The 21,606-nt window shown below is 70.0% G+C and carries 19 protein-coding genes and 1 pseudogene; 8 read left to right on the top strand and 12 right to left on the bottom strand.

What is annotated here, in order from left to right:
- Positions 1-116 precede the first annotated feature (116 nt).
- The 3 genes from ACH4XV_RS29825 to ACH4XV_RS29815 all read right to left on the bottom strand — a co-directional run bounded on the left by ACH4XV_RS29825 (position 117) and on the right by ACH4XV_RS29815 (position 2,557).
- Positions 117-287, bottom strand: a complete 171-nt coding sequence (locus tag ACH4XV_RS29825; RefSeq protein ID WP_078973839.1) for a DUF5670 family protein — start codon at positions 285-287, stop codon at positions 117-119.
- A gap of 819 nt (positions 288-1,106) precedes the next feature.
- A complete protein-coding gene (locus tag ACH4XV_RS29820; RefSeq protein ID WP_395795122.1) occupies positions 1,107-1,994 on the bottom strand; it encodes a hypothetical protein in 888 nt (295 codons plus the stop codon).
- A 23-nt stretch (positions 1,995-2,017) separates the two neighbouring features.
- Positions 2,018-2,557, bottom strand: coding sequence for a SigE family RNA polymerase sigma factor (locus ACH4XV_RS29815; protein WP_395795120.1), 540 nt, complete (start codon positions 2,555-2,557; stop codon positions 2,018-2,020).
- Between the two features lie 590 nt (positions 2,558-3,147).
- On the opposite strand from ACH4XV_RS29815, the gene ACH4XV_RS29810 reads away from it, so the two are divergent.
- The 3 genes and pseudogenes from ACH4XV_RS29810 to ACH4XV_RS29800 all read left to right on the top strand — a co-directional run.
- The gene (locus ACH4XV_RS29810; protein ID WP_395795118.1) at positions 3,148-3,357 is read left to right on the top strand and encodes a cold-shock protein; all 210 of its coding nucleotides are present in this window, start codon (positions 3,148-3,150) and stop codon (positions 3,355-3,357) included.
- 370 nt (positions 3,358-3,727) lie between these two features.
- Entirely contained in the window at positions 3,728-5,278 is a 1,551-nt protein-coding gene (locus ACH4XV_RS29805; protein WP_395795116.1) for a DEAD/DEAH box helicase, read from the top strand.
- 94 nt (positions 5,279-5,372) lie between these two features.
- A pseudogene (locus tag ACH4XV_RS29800) lies at positions 5,373-5,656 on the top strand (MerR family transcriptional regulator); the annotation flags it as partial.
- 370 nt (positions 5,657-6,026) lie between these two features.
- Here ACH4XV_RS29800 and ACH4XV_RS29795 read toward each other — a convergent pair.
- Entirely contained in the window at positions 6,027-6,830 is an 804-nt protein-coding gene (locus tag ACH4XV_RS29795) for an NAD-dependent epimerase/dehydratase family protein (protein WP_395795114.1), read from the bottom strand.
- Positions 6,831-7,160: 330 nt separating this feature from the next.
- Here ACH4XV_RS29795 and ACH4XV_RS29790 point away from each other — a divergent pair, with 330 nt between their 5' ends.
- Both ACH4XV_RS29790 and ACH4XV_RS29785 read left to right on the top strand, forming a co-directional pair.
- Positions 7,161-7,415 (top strand): DUF6225 family protein, encoded by a 255-nt coding sequence (locus ACH4XV_RS29790; RefSeq protein ID WP_395795112.1) that lies wholly within the window; start codon positions 7,161-7,163, stop codon positions 7,413-7,415.
- 797 nt (positions 7,416-8,212) lie between these two features.
- The gene (locus ACH4XV_RS29785; protein ID WP_395795110.1) at positions 8,213-8,353 is read left to right on the top strand and encodes a hypothetical protein; all 141 of its coding nucleotides are present in this window, start codon (positions 8,213-8,215) and stop codon (positions 8,351-8,353) included.
- An 832-nt stretch (positions 8,354-9,185) separates the two neighbouring features.
- Here the strand turns inward: ACH4XV_RS29785 and ACH4XV_RS29780 are convergent.
- The 8 genes from ACH4XV_RS29780 to ACH4XV_RS29745 all read right to left on the bottom strand — a co-directional run bounded on the left by ACH4XV_RS29780 (position 9,186) and on the right by ACH4XV_RS29745 (position 17,412).
- Positions 9,186-9,935, bottom strand: a complete 750-nt coding sequence (locus tag ACH4XV_RS29780) for a hypothetical protein (RefSeq protein WP_395795108.1) — start codon at positions 9,933-9,935, stop codon at positions 9,186-9,188.
- 58 nt (positions 9,936-9,993) lie between these two features.
- Positions 9,994-10,314 (bottom strand): hypothetical protein, encoded by a 321-nt coding sequence (locus ACH4XV_RS29775; RefSeq protein WP_395795106.1) that lies wholly within the window; start codon positions 10,312-10,314, stop codon positions 9,994-9,996.
- Between the two features lie 112 nt (positions 10,315-10,426).
- A complete protein-coding gene (locus ACH4XV_RS29770; RefSeq protein ID WP_395795104.1) occupies positions 10,427-11,425 on the bottom strand; it encodes a zinc-dependent alcohol dehydrogenase family protein in 999 nt (332 codons plus the stop codon).
- On the bottom strand, positions 11,425-12,228 hold the full coding sequence (locus tag ACH4XV_RS29765; RefSeq protein ID WP_395795102.1) for a HisA/HisF-related TIM barrel protein: 804 nt from the start codon (positions 12,226-12,228) through the stop codon (positions 11,425-11,427). The genes ACH4XV_RS29770 and ACH4XV_RS29765 overlap by 1 nt, the downstream gene beginning before the upstream one ends.
- A complete protein-coding gene (locus tag ACH4XV_RS29760; protein WP_395795100.1) occupies positions 12,225-13,511 on the bottom strand; it encodes an FAD-dependent oxidoreductase in 1,287 nt (428 codons plus the stop codon). The genes ACH4XV_RS29765 and ACH4XV_RS29760 overlap by 4 nt, the downstream gene beginning before the upstream one ends.
- Before the next feature lie 82 nt (positions 13,512-13,593).
- The gene (locus ACH4XV_RS29755; protein WP_395795098.1) at positions 13,594-14,241 is read right to left on the bottom strand and encodes a hypothetical protein; all 648 of its coding nucleotides are present in this window, start codon (positions 14,239-14,241) and stop codon (positions 13,594-13,596) included.
- Between the two features lie 82 nt (positions 14,242-14,323).
- Entirely contained in the window at positions 14,324-14,854 is a 531-nt protein-coding gene (locus tag ACH4XV_RS29750; RefSeq protein ID WP_395795096.1) for a hypothetical protein, read from the bottom strand.
- Positions 14,833-17,412: an amino acid adenylation domain-containing protein gene (locus tag ACH4XV_RS29745; RefSeq protein WP_395795094.1), complete on the bottom strand. Its 2,580-nt coding sequence runs from the start codon at positions 17,410-17,412 to the stop codon at positions 14,833-14,835. The genes ACH4XV_RS29750 and ACH4XV_RS29745 overlap by 22 nt, the downstream gene beginning before the upstream one ends.
- Positions 17,413-18,670: 1,258 nt before the next feature.
- Between ACH4XV_RS29745 and ACH4XV_RS29740 the strand changes: the two genes are divergently transcribed.
- The 3 genes from ACH4XV_RS29740 to ACH4XV_RS29730 all read left to right on the top strand — a co-directional run bounded on the left by ACH4XV_RS29740 (position 18,671) and on the right by ACH4XV_RS29730 (position 21,031).
- Positions 18,671-19,999 carry a glycosyltransferase gene (locus tag ACH4XV_RS29740; protein WP_395795092.1) on the top strand — a complete coding sequence of 443 codons (1,329 nt, stop codon included), beginning with the start codon at positions 18,671-18,673 and terminating at the stop codon, positions 19,997-19,999.
- Between the two features lie 2 nt (positions 20,000-20,001).
- A complete protein-coding gene (locus tag ACH4XV_RS29735) occupies positions 20,002-20,154 on the top strand; it encodes a hypothetical protein (protein ID WP_395795090.1) in 153 nt (50 codons plus the stop codon).
- Between the two features lie 148 nt (positions 20,155-20,302).
- Entirely contained in the window at positions 20,303-21,031 is a 729-nt protein-coding gene (locus ACH4XV_RS29730) for a polysaccharide deacetylase family protein (RefSeq protein WP_395795088.1), read from the top strand.
- The last annotated feature ends 575 nt before the right edge of the window (positions 21,032-21,606 follow it).

Below are 21,606 nucleotides of genomic sequence, written 5' to 3'. Positions count from 1 at the left end.
GGGTGCCCCCCCCCCCCCCCGCCCCCCCCCCCCCCCACACCCCCACCCCTTCGATAACAACACGGCGAAAGATGGCATTCGGCGACTGTGGTGCGCCGCGCCCTGTGGCCTGGGGTCTACCAGCGGTACCACCGGCCGCGCCGGCCGCCGGTGCCCGCGGAGCGGAAGACGAAGCCCAGGGCCCATACGACCAGGACGATGACGGCTATCCACCACAGGGCCTTGAGTGCGAAACCGGCGCCGAAAAGGATCAGAGCGAGAAGCAGAACGACCAGAAGGGGAATCATTGTTTTTACCTCCGCCCCACGTCTGCCCCACCCGTGAGAGCGCATTCCCAGGAACTGCCGTGTTTCGCGCGCACTTTCCCGGAAAGGATCCGCCATTCGCTTGATCCAAGGTGAGGCGAGTGGCCACGTACGCTCCCCGATCGTGCCCGACGACGGGTGCCCGTGGCCGTCGAGCAGGCAGGTGACGAGCATGTCGGGGGGCAGGCTGTTGCCGCCGACTCCGATGGTCACCACGCGGGTGTGCCGGCCCGGGGATTCGGGGTGTTCCGGGGCGGTGTCGGGGCGGTGTCGGGGGCGCCGGCGGAGCAGGATGACGCGACAGCGTGCGACGGGGTGCCGGTGGGGATGGAGCGGGCGAGGGTGGGTTGGCCGCATGCGCTGAGGGAGTTGAAGGATGCGGCTGCGGGGGCTGACGTACGGGTGGAGGGGGTGATCCGGGGCAGGTGGACGGCAACGTCCGAGTCGTAGGAGGGCCGATGTTCGCCGAGTTCGATCTGACGCGATGTAAGGGGGCCGGGGCCCGGCTGCACGTGCGCCATGGCGGTAGCGGCCCGGCGGTGTTGCTTCTGCACGGCCATCCGCGCACTCATGCGACGTGGCGGCGCCCAACGCCACAGTCCTCACGGTGGGCTACCCCACGCTTGCGGGCAGACGGGTACCTACGGCCCGGTGAGCTGCCGCTGGACGCTCAGAGCGCCCTGGAATGCCCCGGCCCGAACGGGCGGGCGAGCCGCGGGTGAGAGGGACGTCCGGGGTCGAGAGCCCGGGCGATTCGTGGTCGCCCGGGCTCCGTTCACCGTCGTGTGGGTCTCGATCGGGCTACCAGTCCCGGTTGACGACCAGTTCCTTCACCTCTTCGCCGACCCGGGTGCCCTCGGCGGTGTAGCTGAGCAGCGTCGCGGTGATGCCGTGGCCCGTGCCCCGCGGTACGAACATGACGAAGTACGCCTCGTCGGACCCGGGGAACTTGTGTGTAGGGGCCTCGACCTTGGTCTTGTCGGCGTCGTACGTGGCCACCACTTTGGTGGCGTTCTTCGGGACCACACCATACGAAATCGTGCCCAGGTGGCCGACGCTCGACGTGTCGGCCGAGGTGCCGCCGAGGCTGATGATGGCGAAATCGCCGTATCCGCTCACGTTGGTGCGCTTCCAGAGCGGCTGGTCGGCACAGCCGAGGCCACTGGCCCGCTTGTCGAGCCTGCCGTCCAGGTTCAGCACGAGGTCGTCGCAGTAGCCGGTGTGCGTCGCCGTCCTGCTCGGGGCGGTCGGCGCGCCCTTGTCGGGGATGGTCACGTCGGTCGACGCGTCGAACTCGCGGTAACTGCGAACGCGCACCAACTCCCAAGTGTGGCCCCCGGCTTCGCCCCTGGCGAGCGAGACGGTGCCCAGCTCCTCCGCGTAGGCCACGGCACTCGACGGCACGGCCGACGGGGTCGGCTGTGGTGTCGGCTGTGCGCCGGACGCGCCCGGTGTCGGGGCGGACACCGACGCCGTGGGCGAGCCGTGGCTCGTCGCGGTGTGCCCGCTGGTGCGCGACGTCAGGCCGATCGTCGCGATACCGGCCGCCGCCACGACGGCGGCCACGACGGCGCCGCCGACCCGCACGCGACGCCGGCGTCGGGCCCGGCCGCCGGCGGCCACGATCGTGTCGTGCGGCGCCGTCGTGTCGGGCAGATCCCGCATGCCCCGCTCGAATTTGTCCCGCATCCACCGTCCTTCTTCGACGTCGGTCATACGGCGATCACCTCCGCGCCGTCGTCGGCGCCCCACACGGCACCGTGGAGTCCCGGATCGGCGCGAAGCTTCGCCAATCCCTTCGACGCCTGGCTCTTGACCGCACCGAATGACAGGCCCAGGGCGCGCGCGACGTCAGCCTGCGGAAGGTCGTCCCAGTACCGCAGCACCACCACCGCGCGCTGCCGGGCCGGGAGCTTCGCGAGCGCGCGCACGAGCGCGTCGCGCTGCTCGACCTGCCGCGTGGTCGAGTCCGCGGCCGTCCGCTGCTCCGGCGGGGTCACCCCCAACAGCCGGATCACCCGCTTGCGCCTGAACCGGCCCGCGTTGGTGTTCACCAGGATGCGGCGCACGTACGCGTCCGGGTTGTCGCTGCCCTGCACCCAGTGCCAGGCGACGTAGACCTTGGTCAACGCGAGCTGCACGACGTCCTCGGCTTCCCCGTGGTCGCCGGTCAACAAGTACGCCGTCCGCACGAGCCTCGCCCAGCGTGCCTGGACGAACTCGCGGAACTGCTCCGCCTCATCGGCTTTCAATGAGCACCTCCTCGCGTTGCTTGAGTACCGCGCGGCGGCGCCGGGTTTCCCGCCGGGCCGAACTGTTTCAGGGCAGGCCGAAATCCCGGCAAGTCGGCGACTGCGCTCCCGGTTCGAAGGCGTCGAGTGGGTGCCAGGCGTGATTCGGCGCGGGGTGTCGGTCTGTTCAGCCGGGACGGCGAACACCTCCTGGGACCGCCCGATTTCACCATCCGCCGGCGACTTTGATTTTCACCTGAAGGGATCGGGACCGCGCCAGGCGCGATCCATTCGCGAGGTTTCCGAGCGCGGATGTTTGGACCCGAGGCGTTCGGGATTGGTGAGGCGAGTGAGCAGGGGGCCTGCGTGATCGTCACCCGAAACGTCGCGTTGTCGGCGCCGGTTGAGTGTCGGAGTCGGTGAGGGCGTCGTCATCCGTGCTACGTTGATCCCAGTTGCAGTTGTGGTACCCATGAACTTTGTGTGCACCTGACGGGCTTGATCCGCAGGTGCATTTTTGTTTGGCCGGTCATCTCCGGATGGGCTCCTTGCGGCGACGCGGAATCGCACTGTGTGAATCCGGTACTGCCCCCCAATCGAAGGAGAACGACATGGCATCAACCACTGGCACCGTGAAGTGGTTCAACGCGGAAAAGGGCTTCGGCTTCATCGAGCAGGACGGTGGCGGCCCCGACGTCTTCGCCCACTTCTCGAACATCGCCGCCCAGGGTTTCCGTGAGCTCCAGGAAGGCCAGAAGGTCTCCTTCGACGTCACCCAGGGCCAGAAGGGCCCGCAGGCCGAGAACATCGTTCCCGCCTGACGCCCCAAAGGGCGCCCCGTGCGAGGTCCCGCCACCGTGAGGTCGCGGGCCCTCGTACGGCGTTCGTGTTTCCGCCGCCGGCCGTTCGTCCCTCTCCCCGAGGTCGTGGCGCCGGCAGGCGACGCAGTATCCCCGCCCGGTAGGCGGCAGTCGACGGCTTACGACCGCGCACCGCCCACCGCCTTCGGACCTCGCAGTCCGTTCGAGCCGGCAGCCTTTCCCGACGGCGCCGCGCCTTTCGAAGTGTGTTCGCGCGAATTCCTTCGCCCCACTTCAACTCTGCTTTTTGTTCCGGCTCGTTTCGTGATGCCTTGCGCGGCTTTCGGCTGCCGGGTCTCCGCGGTACGCGCCGTGTCGAGGAAGGTTCTCCGTGAACCCGAACGCCCGCTCCACCGCTTCTTCGTACAGTTCCTCCTCCCGCGGCCGTAGCGGCGGCTACGCCCGCTCCGCCGCCGGCGGCAGCGGTGGCGGCTACGGCCGTCCCGGTGCCTCGGGTCGCTCCGGCGGCTACGGCCGTTCGGGCGGATCCGGCGGCTACGGTCGTCGATCCTCGAGCCCCCGCGGCGAGTTCGCACTTCCCGCGACCATCACCCCCGCGCTGCCGGCCGTGGTCTCGTTCGCCGAGCTGGACATGCCCTCCGAACTGCTGGCGACGCTGACCGGTCTGGGCATGACCGAGCCCTTCCCGATCCAGGCCGCGACGCTGCCGAACTCGCTGGTCGGCCGCAACGTGCTGGGCCGAGGCCGGACCGGATCGGGCAAGACGCTGGCCTTCGGCCTGGCGTTGCTCGCCCGAACCGCCGGTCGGCGTGCCGAACCCGGGTACCCCCTCGCGCTGGTACTCGTGCCCACTCGCGAACTGGCCCAGCAGGTCACCGAAGCCCTGACCCCGTACGCCCGCTCGCTGCGGATGCGGATGGCCACCGTGACCGGCGGCATGCCGATCGGCCGCCAGATCAGCGCGCTGCGCGCCGGCGCCGAGGTGGTCGTGGCCACGCCCGGCCGGCTCAAGGACCTCCTCGACCGCGGCGCGTGCGTGCTGGCCGACGTCGGTGTCACGGTCCTGGACGAGGCCGACCAGATGGCGGACATGGGCTTCATGCCCCAGGTCACCGAACTCCTGGACCGGGTACGCCCCGACGGGCAGCGCATGTTGTTCTCGGCCACCCTGGACCGCAACGTCGACCTGCTGGTGCGCAAGTACCTCCACGACCCGGTCGTGCACTCGGTCGACCCGTCCGCCGGCGCCGTCACCACGATGGAACACCACGTGCTGCACGTCCAAGGGTCGGACAAGAACGCCGCGACCACGCAGATCGCCGCCCGCGACGGCCGGGTGATCATGTTTCTGGACACCAAGCACGCGGTCGACCGGCTCACCGCGCACCTGCTCAACAGCGGGGTCCGCGCCGCCGCGCTGCACGGCGGCAAGTCCCAGCCCGAACGCACCCGCACCCTCGCCCAGTTCAAGTCCGGCCACGTCACCGTCCTGGTCGCCACGAACGTCGCCGCACGCGGCATCCACGTGGACAACCTCGACCTGGTCGTCAACGTCGACCCGCCCGGCGACCACAAGGACTACCTGCACCGCGGCGGACGCACCGCTCGCGCCGGCGAGTCCGGCAGCGTGGTCACCCTGGTCCTGCCCGGCGAGCGCCGCCAAATGGCCCGCCTGATGTCCGACGCCGGCATCACACCGCACACCACCCAGGTCCGCTCCGGCGAGGCCGAACTGACCCGCATCACCGGCGCCCGGACACCCTCCGGAATTCCCGTCGTCGTCACCGCCCCCGCCGTGGACCGCCCCCGCCGCACCCCCAACGGCTCCTCCTCGCGCGGACGCCGCAGCGGCACCGCCCAAGCCCGCCGCTCCGCCCCCGTCACCCGCCCGGCGACCCTGGCCGTCGGCACCGCCGCCTGACCTACGCCCCGCGACATCCGGCCCTGAAGCACCGGCCCCACGCCCGCCCGTCGGGCGATCGTGGCCCGGTAACCGAAGGGCCTAGCAGAGACGAACTGCCGGCCGGGCCGCCGAACTCCTCGGCACCACACCGAGTTTCCTGCGCGCGGTCGAACACGCCGGCCTGATCACCCCCAGCGCTCCGCCGGCGGACACCGCCGCTACTCCCGCCATCAACTGCGCGTGGCGGCCCGCGTGCGGGTACTCGCCGACCAGGGAACGTCCATCGAGGCCGTCTGCCGTATCGCCGTCCTCGAGGGCCGCCTCGCACAAGCCCACCGCGCCAACGTCGAACACCGCCGTGCCGCCACACCGGCGAACCCCACGGCCACGGCCTGAGAACGTCGGACCCGAGGCGGCGTGACCCGAACCAGGAACAGAAGGTCGAACGGCTTCTTCCCAGGGGCGCCTTCGTTGGCCATTCCTGACGCACCCTCGTGGGGCGGGCGCTGAGGGGGTGCGTGGCGAACGTGCGTTCTTTCGACGTGAACGGTCAACGGCGGGATGGGCGTTGGACGCGCCGGAGTCGCGTCTGTCGGTGAACAACTCGGGGGCGGAGCCCTTGCCGGACCCAACGGATCGACAGGGGTCCGGTGCAGTTCGCGTTCCGGTTCCTGGTCCCGGTCACCGGAACCGGCGGCATCCTGCCCGAGAACCTGTCCTGCGGGAGGCTCAAGCGGGCGGCGCGGCGAACGGCCGGCTACGTGGGTCAGGGTCGAAGGTGCTTGAGGGTGAATTCGGGCCGGGCGGCAGGGCCGGCCTGGGGTGCGGTCGGATCGGTCGGGAGATCTGTCCCGGGTATTTCCGCGGCGTGCAGTTCGGCGTTGTCGACGGGGGCGTAGGCCAGTTCCGTCGGGTCGGGGAGTTCCCAGAAGCGGCGGGTGTTGGCGGAGAGGGCGTATGTCGTGAGGAAGCGGGTGGAGCGCGGTGCCGTCAGCGCGGCGCGGATGAAGCCGACGGCGTCGTGCGGGCTCAGCCAGGTCGCCAGGTGCCGGGGTTCGGTGGGTGTGTGTACGAAGCTGCCGATGCGCAGGCAGATCACGGACAGGCCGAACTTGTCGGCGTACAGCCGTCCGAGGGCCTCCACGGCCACTTTGCTCACCCCGTAGAGGCCGTCGGGGCGTACCGGATCCTGGGCACCGGTGAGATGTCCGGCGGGGTGGAAGCCCGTCACATGGTTGCTGCTCGCCAGTACCACCCGCTCGATTCCCGTGCGTCGCGCCGCTTCCAGGACGTGGTGTGTGCCGAGCACGTTGGCTTCGAGCAGGTCCGCGAGAGGCGCCTCGTTCGGCACGCCGGCCAGGTGCAGCACCCGGTCGGCTCCCGCGAGGGCGGCTTCCACGGCGTCGGCGTCCCGCAGATCCACGGTGCGCACGTCCTCGTTCTCGGCCTCCGGGTGGAGCGGTACGCGGTCGAGCAGGATCAACCGCGCCGCCTCGCACCGCAGCGCCTTGCGTATGGCGGAACCGATCGTGCCCGCCGCCCCTGTTACCGCCACCGTTCCCAGACTCACCGCGTCTCCCATCGCTTTCGACAACTCTCGCGTCCTCGTGCCCGCTGTTCCGCGCATCAAGCGGTGGGGAAACGAGTGAGCGGGTCTGCGGAACCGCCTGAGCGAACGGTGGGCCCGTGTTCCCCACGCGGTGAGCGCGAGTTCCTGCCCACGGAGCGGGTCCGTCGAGGCCCGTTCCGCCCGGTCCGGCCTCCCCGATCAGCTCACGGGAGGCCCGCAGGGTGGTGACGGCCGTGGCGTGTCCGCAGGGTGATCGCAGGTCGGCTCGGCAACGACGGACCCGACCACCACGCCCCCGGAATCCGTCGCACTCGAACGAGAGGCGGGCCGATGACCGCCTACGCGCGTGTCCATCATGTCGCGGACGCGTGGGCGGTGGGCCGGCTCCGCGTGGTCCTGGCGGACCTGCCCGACGACGCGCCGCTCACGGTCGCCGTCCCCGAGGGATCGCCCGGGACCGAGGAGTACGCGGCGGTCGCCGACACGGACTGGTCACGACCCCAACTCGTCGCGTCGTCAACATCCCCGTGTGCTCGGCCGCCCGCCGCGAAGAGTTGGTCCTCGCCGTGGATGCGGCAACGATGACTGACCGACCGTGAGGCAAACCGGTCGGCGCTGCCCGACTCCGCACTCGAAGACCTCCACATCCTCGACGGCCGCAGGCACTGCGCACCAACCTCGGCGTGTGGATTCTCGCGTGGTTCACGGTTCTTGCCGTCGGCGCGGCCGTGTTCCTGCACCTTCCCTACGAAGGCCCGGCCGACTGACGCAGTCGCTTGTCGGGCCCCGCCCGGGAAGTCTCCCGCGTCTTCGACGCCGCCGCGGCCGGTTCGGATCGCCCTGCGGTGCTCCCCGGTCGCGTGAGAGCTGCCGGCGACGAACCGCGTCGGGGGCGACTTCACAGCACCACGAGGTCGCGACGGCTCGGCGCCTTCCACCGGCTCCACCTCCGGAAGGGCTGGGAGTGCGGGGGGCGACCGTGGAAGAGCGTGGTTGTGGGGTCCATTGCGTGAAGTAGCGTTCGATGACGGACACGATCACGATGCTGCTTCCGACGCCGAGCAGCACCACGAAGTCCACCGCCGTCGCGCGCAGAAACCACGTGCCCATGCGTCTCGCCATGGAATTCACGACCCCATGATGGCTTACGATCCGGGCCTTGGCTCCGCATGGAACAGTCCGAGTCCGCGTTGCCCCTCCGGGTGTCCGTGGTGCCCGGACTGTGCTGCGAACACCGGGAGTTCGCATACGCCGTGGACCACGCGGCAGCGCGCGGGCGCGGGGGATCCGCAGGTGACGAGGAGGAAGAATGACGACCCCGGTACTCACCGCGCTGAACACCGGCGCCGCCTTGGCCGTCGCCGGCCGTCCCCAAGGGGCGGATGAGTATCGACGACTTCGCGAAGGCGCCGAAGGGCACGATGTACCAGGGCTGCACTATCTATCTCTCGAACGCGGGAGAGGGCGCTCCGTCCAGGATCGACTGGGTGCCGAAGAAGGACGCCGTCGTCGTCTGGAAGTAGCTGCCACGGGCGCCACCCTTGCGCCGCCGGCGAAGATGGGACGGCGGGAGGTTCGCCTACGTGTCCGTGTCGAGCCCGGCGCGAGCGGCAGGTTCGGCGTCCCTTTTCCGGGGGCGCCGGCCGCACCCATTCGAGCCCATCGCGCGAACGCACCATCGTGGGACGGCCGACGAGAGAGCGACAGACATCCCTCCGCCCGGCGCGGCATGGCCCTCCTCCCCCCTGCCGGCGTGGATGTGGCGGCGTGAAGTTGCGGTTGGGTGTCGTGGTGGCAGCGTGAGCATGTCGTCGATGGCGTGACGGATCTGCCCGGTCACAGCCGGGGGAGCCCTGGTCGCGTCATTTCGACGCGGTCCAGGCCGAGCCTGCCCAACGACACCTCGACCGCGCGGCCGGCGTGTCGGGGATCGGCGCGGCTTCCCGCCCTCACGGCGCACGCCGACACGGTGGTCGATCCCGTTCGCGTGATCGGTCGGTTCGCCGCCGGGTCGGCCTCGGCAGTGATCCGGGCAAGTGCGCCCTGGAGTCGGCGGACGGCTTCCTCGGCGTGCGTGTATTCCTCGGGCTTCGGGCGGATGGTGCCGAATGAGCCGCCGTGGTCGGCCGGCGGGGCGCGCCGGCACAGGATCGGCTCCAGTGCCTCGATGGAGGCGGAGAGGAACCAGGCCCAGGCGGCCGTGAGTGCGAGCGAGGGAGACTGCCAGGACGGCGAGCGCTTCCCGCAGGTGTTCGAGGCGGTCGATCAACGGCTGGGCCTCCCGGACCTCCGGCGGGCCGACCACGTCGCGCAGATCGGCCTCGACCTTGAGAACGAGCGCATGTTCGCTCGGCGTCAGCGCCCATGTGTCCGGTCTCGGATCTGCCCTTCGGCATCCTCGGCCGGCACCGCGACGACGCTTCGCATGTCCGTGCGACTCGGATCGGGGTGTGCGGCGGTTCGCCACACCTCACCGATCGCCTCTTCGATACGGCGGGCGTGGAGGATCGCTTCCTCCGGATCGTCCCCGTGGTCGAGGCCGTCTTGTACGACGTCCAGGGCGAGCGCGCACAGCACATCGTCGACCGGGTCGTCGTAGTAGGCGATGAATTCGTCCGTGGCGCCGACGCCGAAAGTGCGCAGACGGTCCACCAGCGCACAGCAGCCGGTGTAGTAGGTGATCATGTCGGTGTGCGCTGCGAGTGCTCCGGCCGCTTGGCCGCCCGCCATGGCCGCCCACGTCATCGCACAGTTGAACGCATACGCCCCGCGCTCGGTGGGCCACCGCAGGAGTCGTGCCGCGTCCATGCCCATGGAACGGGCGACGCCCTCGAGTTTGGGCCCGGCGTTGCACACTACGCGGCCCAGCGTGAGGTACAGGTCGGCGGCGGGGCGACGGGGAAAGCGGGAGAGCATGGTGCCGTAGGCGACCAACTCGGCGGCGTGGGTCTGGAATTCGACGGCGACCAGACGCCTCAGGATCTCGTGGACGGTGTCCGTTTCGAAGGAGAGTCCCAGCAGGGCGTTGCCGACGGGGTTCGTCTGCCGCCGGTGGGCGACTTCGTCGGCCAATCGTCGCGCTGTTCGGCCCTGTACGTCGGACATGATGTCGTGCCCCTTTCGTGGTCGTCGGGTCGTCGTGGTCGTTGGGGGTCGGTCGTCGTCAGTCCACGTCGGCGTGTGTGGGAGGCGGCGCCAGGAAGCCCGTCCGCTGGAAGCGTCGGAGGTAGAGGTCGATCAGGCGACCGTCGACCGGAGGACAGGTGCGGCCGCTTCGGGCGCTTACCCGGTCGGTGTTGTGGTGGTCGAACGCCGGGAGGGTGTTACCGAAGTAGATGTCCGAGAGGGAGACGCCGGTGTCCTCCGGGGGTTCGGTGAGCATGGGAATGTAGGGCGTCATGGGGTGTTGGGGATCCTCGGCGACGTGTCGGGCGATGGTGTCGGTCCATGCAGCCAAGGGCAGTGCCCGGACGGGGTAGCCCATCGTTCGCAGTCGGTCGGCGAGGAGATCCGGCTCGGCGGCTGTGGGGGTTGGCGATTTCGGGAAGGCGTCCGGCGGGGGAGGGAGTTCCGACGCCTGTACACGCTTGCGGCAGTCAGCCCACGAGCAGGATCTTGCCCGTGCCCGCGCGGCTTTCGGCGCGTCGGACGGCGTCCCGGACGTCCGCGAGGGCGTGGCGACCCGCGACGGGCGCGTGCAGGTGGTGGTGTGTCAATTGGTCGGTCACCGTGCGAACGAGTTCGCCGATTTCCTCGGGGGTCATGGTTCTCATGCGTTCGGGCAGCCAGAAACCGTCGAGGTTGACGCCGTGGAAGACCAGCGAGTCGGGTGGGACCGCGATGTCGGATCCCGAGAGCATGCCGTAGACGGTCATCCGGCCGCCGTCGCGCACGCAGTCCAGCGCGAGTCGGCCGGTGGCGCCCCCGACCGCGTCGAGCGCGGCTGTGACGCCCCCGACGCCGGCGAAGACAGCGATCTGCTCACGGGCCCGCTCAGGTGGGTCGACGAGGACTTCCACCGCATCGTCGTCCGACGGGGTCGGGCGGTGGTGACGTCGGCGGACCAGACCGACGCACCGGATGCCTCGTCGTCGCGCCAACGCCGTGATCATCCGACCCACCGTGGAGGTGGCCGCGGTCTGGAGGAGCACGTCACCCGCGGCCAGGCCCAGGTCGTCCAAGAGCAGGTTCGCGGTCATCGGGTTGACGGTCATCTGGCAGGCGAGGTCGTCCGGCAGACGGTCGGGGATCTCGATCACGTCGGCGACGGACACGTTGAGGTACTCCCGCCAGGTTCCGTCGGCGGACACCGCCACGCGGCTCCCCGGCCGCAGGCGCACGTCGGGAGCCGCCTTGTCCACGACCCCCGCTGCCTCGAAACCCACCGGGGCGACCGGTGGGGCGCCCGGCGCGAGCGGCCCGAAACGGGCCGCTCGGCCGTAGCGTCCGCGGATCCACAGCAGGTCCGAGGGATTGATGGGGCGCGCCGTCAGGCGTACGCGGACCTCACCCGGGAGGGGGTCGGTCGGCTCGGTTTCGATCACGGACAGCACGTCGGCGGGTTCCCCGTGCTCTCGGAAGACGACGGTACGCATCAGTGGCCCGGCCGGTACAGGCTGTCGGCGAGGAGAAAGTCCCTGATCTCGGCGACCGAGTGTTTGCCGTCGTGGACCATCTTGTTGACCAGTACGTAGGTGGCGTGGCCGTCGCGGAGGGCGTCGCGCAGATGTTGGAGCGTGCCGCATCCTCCGGAGGCGATGACCGGCAGTCCGGAGGCCTCGGCCACGGCACGGGTCAGGGCGAGATCGAAGCCTTGCCCGGTTCCCTCGCGGTCGATGCTGTTCGCCAGGATCGCGCCGACCCGCAGGCCGGCGAATCGGTCGGCCATGGACGCGGCCGTGGCTCCGGAGGGCTGCTCGCCGTCGCGGACGTACGCCTCCCATTCGCCGGGGCCCGTCCGCCTGCTGTTGATGACGCCCATGACTCGTTCCCCGCCGTATTCGCTCACGGCCGCCTCCACGGTCTGCGGGTCGTCCACCATCGCGGTGCTGAGGGACACGACGTCCGCGCCGGCCGCCAGCAGGTCTCCCAGGTGTTGCACGGACGGGAGGCGACCGTGCTCGACGGAGACCAGCGGATCGATTCCGACGTCCTTGATCCCGCGCAGCAAGCCGGGGAGGTAGTCGATGCCCTCCCACGTGTCGAAGACGTCGAGGAACACCTTCCGGGCGTTGCCGGCGGCGTATGCCCGGGTGATCTCGACGACGTCCGACGGGTTGCGCAGGCCGGGTATCGCGGACGGTTCGGTGGTGGCGCCGCGGGAGACGTCGATACAGGGGATGACGAGGTCGCCGATGTGGGCCTCGCGGTTTTGGAACGCGGGAGTGGGGGTGGTCATGGTGTCGCCTTTCGGAGTGGGGTGAGTGTTGTCAGGCGGGGGCTGTCGGGGGCCAGTGCCCGTGCCACGTCCACGGCCGTGACCACGGCCGATTCCTGGGTCGGGACCTGCGTCATGACGTGACCGGCGAAGTACAGGTCGCCGCGGCCCTGGAGTTCGCGGAGTCGGCGCTGTGCGGCGAACATCGCAGGGAGCGGCAACAGGGTGCGAAACCCGGCCCGGGCGAGGAGGTGACGCGGCAGGCTTTCGCGGTGGTCGAGTCGGCTGACGAAGGCTTCGCCGCCGTCGTCGAATCGGCGTCGGACGGTACTCAGTGCCCAGGCACCGTCGACGGTGATGTTCGTCGTGGATCGGTGCAGGGGGTCGGGACAGAGGAAACACGGATCCAGGTGCACGCCGTGAGCGATGTCCGCGTAGCGGTATGCGGAGAGCGCACGTCGTGCCATGTCCGCTCCCGGCAGGTCCCGCAGCGCCTCCGCGGCGGCGTCGGCCGGAACGGCCAGGACGATCGCGTCCACGGTGTGCGTGTCACCCCGACTGTCGATCATCGCCAGTCGATCGCCCACGCGGCGGATGTGCCGCAAGTCCGCGCCGGGGCGCAGGTCCGCGGTGTTCAGTTGGGCCGCCAGTCGGCGGGCCACGTCCTGCATGCCCTCGCGCAGGGTCTGCGTGGTCGGTGTCGTGCCCGCCGGCGCGTCACTTGCGAACACGGCCGCCGTCGCCCGCGCGGACAGCGTCGACGCCTGGGGCAGGTCACAAGCCCAGAGCGACGAGGGCAGGGCGTAGACCACGCTCTCCTTCATGGTCGCGAGTAGCGACCACGGCTCCACGACGTCGCGCAGCGGAACCGCCCAGTCCAGGTCCCGGGCGATCCAGTCGGCGGCCTCGCGCACGAGCGTGGCGATCGCTTGCTGCGCGTCCGCGGTCGAAGGGCCGCTCTCCGCCGTCTTGTCGTCGCCCGGTGCGGTCAGGGGGCCTCGGAACAGCGGGAGTTCCCGTCCCGCCTCCGCGATGGTGTAGGTCGCCGGAGTAGTGACCCAATCGTCCTGGCTCAGTCCGAGGTTGCGAGTCAGGCGCTCGAAGAGCGTGAACGCCTCCAACGGCACGCTGTACACGCCCAGGTCGATCACCCGCGCGGTGCCGCCCGCGTCGACGAACCGCCGCGAACGCAGGTTCCCGCCGATGTCGTCCCGGGCTTCGATTACGACGCTGTCGTGGGTTCCGTCGATCAGCCAGGCCAGGGTCAGCCCGGCGACACCCGCCCCCGCGATACCGATTCTCACCGCGCCTCCTCGTGTCGGTCGAATCGTCGGTCGGCGACAGGGCGCCGAAGCGGCGCCTTGCCTCCGGACCACTCGGTGGTGTTCACACGGCAGCCGCGGCGCGCCAGAAGTCGGCGACGCTGTCGTCCAACAGGCGGGCGCACAGGAGGACTTCGTCGGGGTCGTCGCCTCGGTCGAGACCGTCTTGGACGACCTCCAACGCGAGGCGACACAATTCGTCGGGGCTGTCGTCCTCGTAGTAGGACAGGAACTCGTCCGGCACCTTCAGGCCCACCGCCCGCACCCGTGCGACCAGTTCGGCACACCCCGAGAAGTAGCAGGTCAGGTCGGCGTACGAGGACATTCCCGTGGCCGCCTGTGATCCCTGGACCGCCACCCAGGACACGACTCCGTCGAAGGCGTACGTCGCGCTCTCGGGCGGCCAGAACTTCATCTCTGCCGGGTCCAGGCCCAGGGCCCGGGCGCACTCGTCCAGTTTGGGGGACGCGTCGTAGACCAGGCGGGCCAGTTGCAGGTACAGGTCGGCGGCGGGGCGGTGCGGGAAGCGGGCGAGCATCGTGCCGTAGGCCGCCAGTTCCGTGCGGTGGCACTGGGCTTCGGTGCCGATCAGGCGCCGCAGGTGCTCCAGGGTCAACTCCGTGTCGGTGGCGAGCAGGGCGTTGGGGACGGGGTGGGCGAGGCGCCGGTTCTCGACTTCCTCGACGAGTCGTGCGGCGTCGATGCGGGTCATCGGGGATCTCCTGATTCGTTGCGTGTTGTGGCGGACGAACCGCGCGCTCTCGCGCGTCGGGCTCGGGCGGTCGCGGTTGCGGTCAGTGTTTTTCGGGTGGCGGTGCGAGGTATCCGGTGCGGCGGAACTCGCGCAGGTAGGTGTCCAGCAGCTCCGCGTCCACGGGCGGGCAGACCAGGCCGCTGTCGGCGAGCGCCGCTGCGGTGTTGTGACGACCGAAGGTGGGGAAGGTGCCGTCGGTGTACATCTGCTTGACCGTGACGTCGCTGTCGTGGGCGGGTTCGACGAACATGGCGACGTAGGGGGCCATGGGGTGGTCGGGTAGTTGGGCGGTGAGGTCGGCGAGCATGCCGCTCCAGGCGTCGTAGGGCATGGTGCGCACCGGGTAGCCCATGGCGACCAAACGCTCGACCAGCAGCGGCAGTCGGGCGTCGTGGGGGTTGGTGATGTGGTAGACGCGGCCGTCGGGTTCCTGGTGGGTGACGATGTGCACGATCGCCTCGGCGGTGTAGTCCACGGGCACGAAATCCAGGGGCAGGCCCATGTCCGGGGCGAGCCCGGTCTCGGCGATGGTGCGAAAGAGCGCGCACATCATCGTGTCGGTGTTCCACACGCCGCGATCGCGGGTGTGATCTCGTAGGGTCGGTGGATGGCCACCGGGAGACCGCGCCGGCCGGCCTCGACGATCAGTTTCTCGGCGACCCACTTGGTCTCGGGGTAGCCCAGGGAGATGCGGTTGGCGTGGTCGAGCGGGGTGTCCTCCTCGACGTGTTCGATGCCGGCGGTGCCGAAGCCCGCGATCACCGCCATGCTGGAGATGTGGTGGACCGGCTTGAGGATGTGCTCGCCCGCCAATTCCAGGACGGTACGGGTTCCTCCGACGTTGATCGGCGCCAACGCCGCATACGGGTAGGCGAAGTTGACGCGCGAGCCGCAGTGCACGATCAGGTCGATCTCGCGGGCCAGCCCGTTCCAGGTCTCGTCGGGTAGGCCGAAGCGGGGTTCGGCGAGTTCGCCCGGCACGGGGACGACGCGGTCCGTCAGCGGTTCGGGGTCCACGCCGTGCCGCCGCATCCGGGCGGCCAGGCGGTCGAGGGCCTCGTGCGCGTCGTCCGCGCGGATCAGGCAGTGCACCCGGTTCACGCCCGCGCCCAGGAGTTGTTCGACGAGGTGTACGCCCAGGAAACCGGTCGCTCCGGTGAGGAACACCTGCCGAGGGTTTCGTGCACGCGTGGACGCGGGCGCGTCGAAGCGCAGTTCGGGAGCGAGTCGGGCCTCCGCGGCGAAGTCCACGGGCGTGTGGTCGTGCGCTCGTCCCTCGTGCAACGCGTGCACCGCGGCGGCGAAGTCGGCCAGGGACGGGTCGCCGACCAGGGCACGGATCATCGCGCGGCCGTATCCGGCGTCTATGTGGAGCCGTTCGCGAAGAGCGGCGGTGATCTGCGTGGCGCGCAGGGATGTGCCGCCCAGCGCGACGAACGTGTCGTCGCGGGTCACCACGTCGGCGTTCAGGACGTCGCGCCACACTCGGGCGACGCCCTGTTCCCATTCGCCGCACGGTTCCTCGTCGCCGGTGCCCGGTGTCGATGCCGGTGCCGACAACTCGGCGAGTTTGCCTCGGTCGATCTTGCCGCTGTTGGTCAAGGGCAGACGGTCGACCACGGTGATGCGGTTGGGGACCATGTAGGTGGGGAGCCGGTCGCGGACGTGCTCGTGCAGGCGTTGCACGAGCCGCCGCCGTTCCCGGTCGGAATGTGCCACGACCGCGGCCACCAACACCTCGCCGGCGCCCTCTCCCACGATGCCCACGGCGGCCTGCCGCACGCGTGCGTGGGCCGACAACACCGCCTCGACCTCGTCCAGTTCCACTCGGTAGCCGCGCAGCTTGACCTGGCGGTCGCGGCGCCCCAGGTACTCGAGCGCGCCGTCCTCGCGCCACCGCGCCATGTCGCCGGTGCGGTAGAGACGCGAGCGCACCTCGGGGGGCGTCCACGGGTCCTCGACGAAGCGTTCCGCCGTCTTCTCCGGGTCATTGAGGTAGCCCAGCGCGACGCCGTCGCCGCCCACCCACAACTCGCCTGTCCGGCCGGGATCGGCGATGGTCCGGTCGTCACGGACCACATAGGACGTCGAGCCCGCGACGTTGACCCCTATGGGTACGTTCTCCGCCCGCTCGGACAACTCGTCGACCCGGTGGGTCGTGGACAGCGAGGAATTCTCGGTGGGCCCATAGCCGTTGAGCAGCATTCCCGGTCGGCCGTGGCGCAGCACGGCCCGCACGGCGCGCGGCCCGACCGTGTCGCCGCCCACGATCAGGCAGCGCAGGCCGGCGAACATCTTTGGCGCGACGTGGGCGTGTTGGTGGAACAGTCCGGCGCTCAGCCAAGTCACGCTGATCCGCGCGTCGCGCAGCACGCTCTCCAACGCCTTGGAATCCAGCAGGTCCTCGTCGCGGGCGACGACCAGGCAGGCGCCGTTGAGCAGGGTGGCGAACATTTCGAGGCAGGAGACGTCGAAGGTCGGATTCGTGGTCGCGAGCCACCGGTCCTCGGGCAGGACACGAAGGTCGCCGGTGTCGCGGGCCAGCCTCGTCTGGCCGCGATGGGGACACACCACACCCTTGGGCGCGCCGGTGGAACCGGAGGTGTAGATGACGTAGGCCGCCTCGCCCGCGCCGCGTCCACGCCACCATTGCTCGTCGGCTCGGTCGGGGGCGGCGAACAACTCGTCGACGCCTACGACGTCCAGGCCGTCGGGTACCTCGATGCGCGCGCCGGGCGCGGACACCGCCGTGCGCACGTCGGCGTCGCTGAGGATTTGCGCGATGCGGTCGGCGGGATAGGAGGGATCGATGGGCAGGTACACGGCACCCGCGTACAGGATCGCGAGGGTCGCGGCCACCGCGTCCGCGGAGCGACCGATCAGCACGGCGACGTGGTCCGCGTTCGTCACGCCGCGCGCCCGCAGGCCCGTGGCGCCGCGGCGAACCCGCTCTCCCAGCTCGCCGTAGCTCCAGCCTCCGTCGACCCATTCGACGGCGGGCGAGTCGGGGCGCGCGCTGACCTGCTCCGCGAAGAGCGCCGGGATGCCGACATCGCGCGGGTAGTCCGTGCGCGGACGGTTTCGGATACGGGCGTGCGCGGGACACGGGGGCTGATGTGAGGTGACCATGGAATCTCCTGCGAAAATGAAAAAAGCTCATGGAAAATGCAGGCCCCGACGCATCCGGAGGAAAACGTCGGAAGCCGGGGCCGGATCACGGCGCGTTTTGCATGTGCAGGTCGGCGGAGCCGGAAGGCGCCTGAATATCGATCACGAATTCCCGGTATTCGTTGACGGTTGACAGTGACGCTCCTCACCGATTTCCGGAGTCCGATGCATTGCCCGCCCATAATGACCGGAAATAATCGGCGCGAATTCCCCTGGGCATCTGGAGTGGCGCGGCACCTCTCATCTCCCGTGCGTATCGAATTCCGGGGATTCGATCATTCGATTCGAGCCGGCGAGTCCACGAGAAGGGGTGATCCCCGGAAAACGGCTCGACCAGCGCGTGCGGTTCTCCGACCACGCCACGGCCACGGCCACGACCGCCGCCGACCGGCGACGTGCGCGCCGGCGACCGAGCCCAAGAGCGCCGGCACGCGTGGCGCGGCTGTCGTGGGATGTACATCCCTGTGCCGCTCGGCCCGGTCGGTCTGCGCTGCGGCGTTCCTCCCGCCGTTCCGGCGTCTCGACCGGGGTGTGAATGGGAACCTGCGCAGGACGTCCATGTCCCGGGCCGCGTTGCGTGTGCCCACGAACGGCGACAGCTCGCCGGACTCGGCCTGGCACGCGTCGGAGAACTCCTTGCCGCTGCGTTCGCTGTGCGCCTTGCGTTCGACCGGATCGCGGGGCGAGTCCCGGGCGTTGCGCTCGTCCCGGGCCCTGTCGCCCAGGCACCGTACGGGCGCGCCGTCGGCCACGCCACGCGGGTCGAAGCCGAGGATGTCGTAGCGGTCGTGCAAAGGACCGTCGAAGTCGTCGAACCCGTACTTGACGAAGTCCTGGCCCGAGCCCCCGGGTCCGCCGGCACTCAACGCGCTGCTCGCGTGAGAGCGGAAACGCCGCAGCGAGGACCACGGTGATCCGGCTACATCATGCGTAAGACGCACAAATCAGCTCATAGCTTGCTACCGACCGACCAGATGGATTCCACATAAGTGTGTGCCTGTACTCACAATTACGACTTTGTGATGTACAAGATCGTTCTAATGCCCCATGATTGGGCCTCTTGGGTGGGGGCCCAGGGGGGAATGGACGATTACGCCCTTCGACGAGCTGACCCCTCGTCGTGTTCGTGCTGCCCGGATGCCGACATGGCTCAGAGGTGCGCACAGGCGGGGCGCTGTCGTTCCGTTCGCCATTGGCACGGTCGACATGCGATGGCGGGATGAAGAACACCGGATATGTGAATGGCGCGCCCAGTGGGCGGCATCGAGGGCGGCCCGAGTACACGGCCGGTTCGGACCATCCGACCGAGCAGCTGACGGCGATAGGCGCCGAACCGCGCCCCGTTGCCGAACCGCGCCCCGCTCCGACGGCCCGGCCCACGGCGAACATCGCGAGCACGCGGACCGGCACGCCGCGTCGGCATCGGGCGCGCAAGGCAGAGCCGTTCCGGCTCAAGACCAAGCGCCGGCGCCGCCGTTCGCTGCCCAAGGCGGACGTGCACGCGATGCGGATCACCGCGCTGGTCCCCGCGCACAACGAGGAAGCGCAGATCGGCGAGACGATCACGTCCCTGTTCGGCCAGCGACGCCCGCCCGAAACGATCATCGTCATCGCGGACAACTGCACCGACCGCACCGTCGAGATCGCCCGAGGCATGGGTGTCCAGGTCTACGAGACCGTCGACAACGAACACAAAAAGGCCGGCGGCCTCAACCAGGTCATCGACCGCATCCTGCCGAGTCTCGGCCCGGCCGACGCGATCCTGGTCATGGACGCCGACTCCACGCTCGGTCCCGAGTTCCTGAGCCACGGCCTGGAACGGCTGGCCTCCGGCGAGTTCGGTGCCGTCGGCGGGACGTTCACCGGCAAGCCGGGCGGCGGGTTCGTCGGCATGCTCCAGCGCAACGAGTACGCCCGATACGTCCGCGACGTGGAACGCCTCCAGGGCAAAGCCCTGGTGCTCACCGGAACCGCCACGCTCTTTCGGGCGCTCACCCTCCAGGAGGTGGTCGCCGCCCGGGCGGCCGGCGAACTCCCGGGCGGCGCGCACGTCTACGACACCCGGGTGCTCACCGAGGACAACGAACTCACCCTCGGCATCCTGCATCTGGGCCTGCGCATCGTCTGTCCGCCCAAGTGCACGCTGATGACCGAGGTCATGGGCACCTGGTCGGACCTTTTCAAGCAGCGCCTGCGATGGAAGCGCGGCGCCCTGGAGAACCTGACGGACTACGGGTGGACTCACATCACCCGGACGTATTGGGGACGCCAGGTGTTGTCCCTGATCGGTCTGCTGGTCATCGCGATCTACCTGGGTTCGTTGCTGCTGTCCCTGGCCCTGACCGGACACGTGCGCATCCAACCCGTGTGGATGGTCGTGACGTTGATCTTTTCCCTCGAGCGCGCTGTGAGCGTCCGCAAGCGCGGACCGCTCCAAGTGGTACTCGGCGCGCTCATCGTGGTCGAGATGGCTTTCGACCTCTACCTCCAGGCGGCCCAGGCTCAGGCGTTCTGGGACGCGATCCGAAGAAAAGAAAGGAAATGGTAACCATGTATCACGCAAGCACAGGGGCAGCCGCGGCCGGTGCCGGTGGCGCGCTCGCCGCGACCGGCGCGAACGTCATGTGGGCGTTCGTGGCCGCGTTCACGCTGTTCAGCGCGGGCCTCGCGCTCCGGCGGATCCTGCCCGCCCGCACCCGCTGACCGCACGGTCGGCAGGTGTTCTCTCCGCCCTCGGGGGCGTCCGGTAAACCGTTCCCGGACGCCCCCGAGCGCGGTGCCGACGTGGTCGCCGCCAACCGGCGGTGCGCCACATCCGCAGTGGTCTCGCACCTTCGGAAGGACGACCGAGATGAAGTCGAACGCACGGGTTCGCGCCTGGACGACCGTTGCGTTGATGACCGTGGCGGGCCTGTTCGCGGGCCCGACCGCAGCCGCGCACGCGGACCCCCAACCGACGGGGCCCTGCGCCGCGGGTTATGCGGCGATCACCTTCGACGACGGCCCCTCGACCCTGACACCCGCGTACGTCCGCGCCCTGAACGACGCCGGGTGGGTCAAGGCGACGTTTTTCCTCACCGGCGCACACGCGCTCGACTACCCGCAGCACGTCACCCAGATCGCCGCCGGTGGCCACTGGATCGGCAATCACTCGTTCTCGCACCCGTTCCTCGACGAACTCGGTGAACCCGACGCGTTCAACGAACTCCTGGGCACGAACCAGATCCTCCAGTCCGCGACCGGCCACGCCCCGAGCCTGTTCCGTCCGCCGTACGGTCGGACCACCCCGGGCATTCGGCAGGACGCGACCACGCTGGGCATGACCGAGGTGCTGTGGACGGTCGACACGTACGACTACAACGGCATCTCCACCGACGACATCGTCGCCAACGCGCTCACCGTACGACCGGGTGGCATCATCCTCCTGCACGAGGGCTACACGACCACGCTGGCCGCGATCCCCCGCATCGTCGAAGGACTGGCCGAACGCGGCTTGTGCGCGGGCCGGATCGTCCCCTCCACCACGCCCGTCGAGGCGTGGCCCGGCACCACGTTCTTCGCGACCGCCGCGCACTGGTGACCGCCCGCCGCACCGGACGCCCACGCGGGCGGCGTCCGGTGCGGCGCACCGCGCGACACCCGCCTCGCCGGCCGGTTCGCATCGGGAACGGGTCGGACGGGGAGGACAAGGACAGATCGCCGCGTGCCGCCGAGGGATGACGAGCAACGCCTCGAGTGAGCCGCCGCCGGGTTGCCCACGCCGAGTCGGCCCGCCTCCGGGCCCCCCGCGGTGGTGCCCGGGACGGTCTCCGGGTGCTCGTTCGGCTCGCGGGAACCCCCGGGGTGCGCTGTCCGCAGACGCGGGGGCCGGGGCGGTCGTGTGGAGGTGCGAATGACTCCCTGCATTCTCACGGCCGTCCCGGCTTGTTTCATTCATGCCCGGAGATTCGGTTTTCATTTCGACGCCCGGTGACGTTTTCGCGATTTCCGGCGGCCGAGGGATTCCCAATGCGCGCATACTTGAAAAGGGTGGGGGTGTGGGGGGGGGGGGGGGCGGCCGGCCCCCCCCCCCCCCCCCCCCCCCCCCCCGCCCCCCCCCCCCCCCCCCCCCCCGCGGGGGGGGGGGGGGGGGGGCGCCCCCCGGGCGGGGGGCGG

The organism is Embleya sp. NPDC020630, from assembly GCF_044334985.1.
GTDB lineage: Bacteria > Actinomycetota > Actinomycetes > Streptomycetales > Streptomycetaceae > Embleya.
Note: the sequence above shows the minus strand (reverse complement) of the source record. Positions and strands in the feature narration are given on the sequence as shown.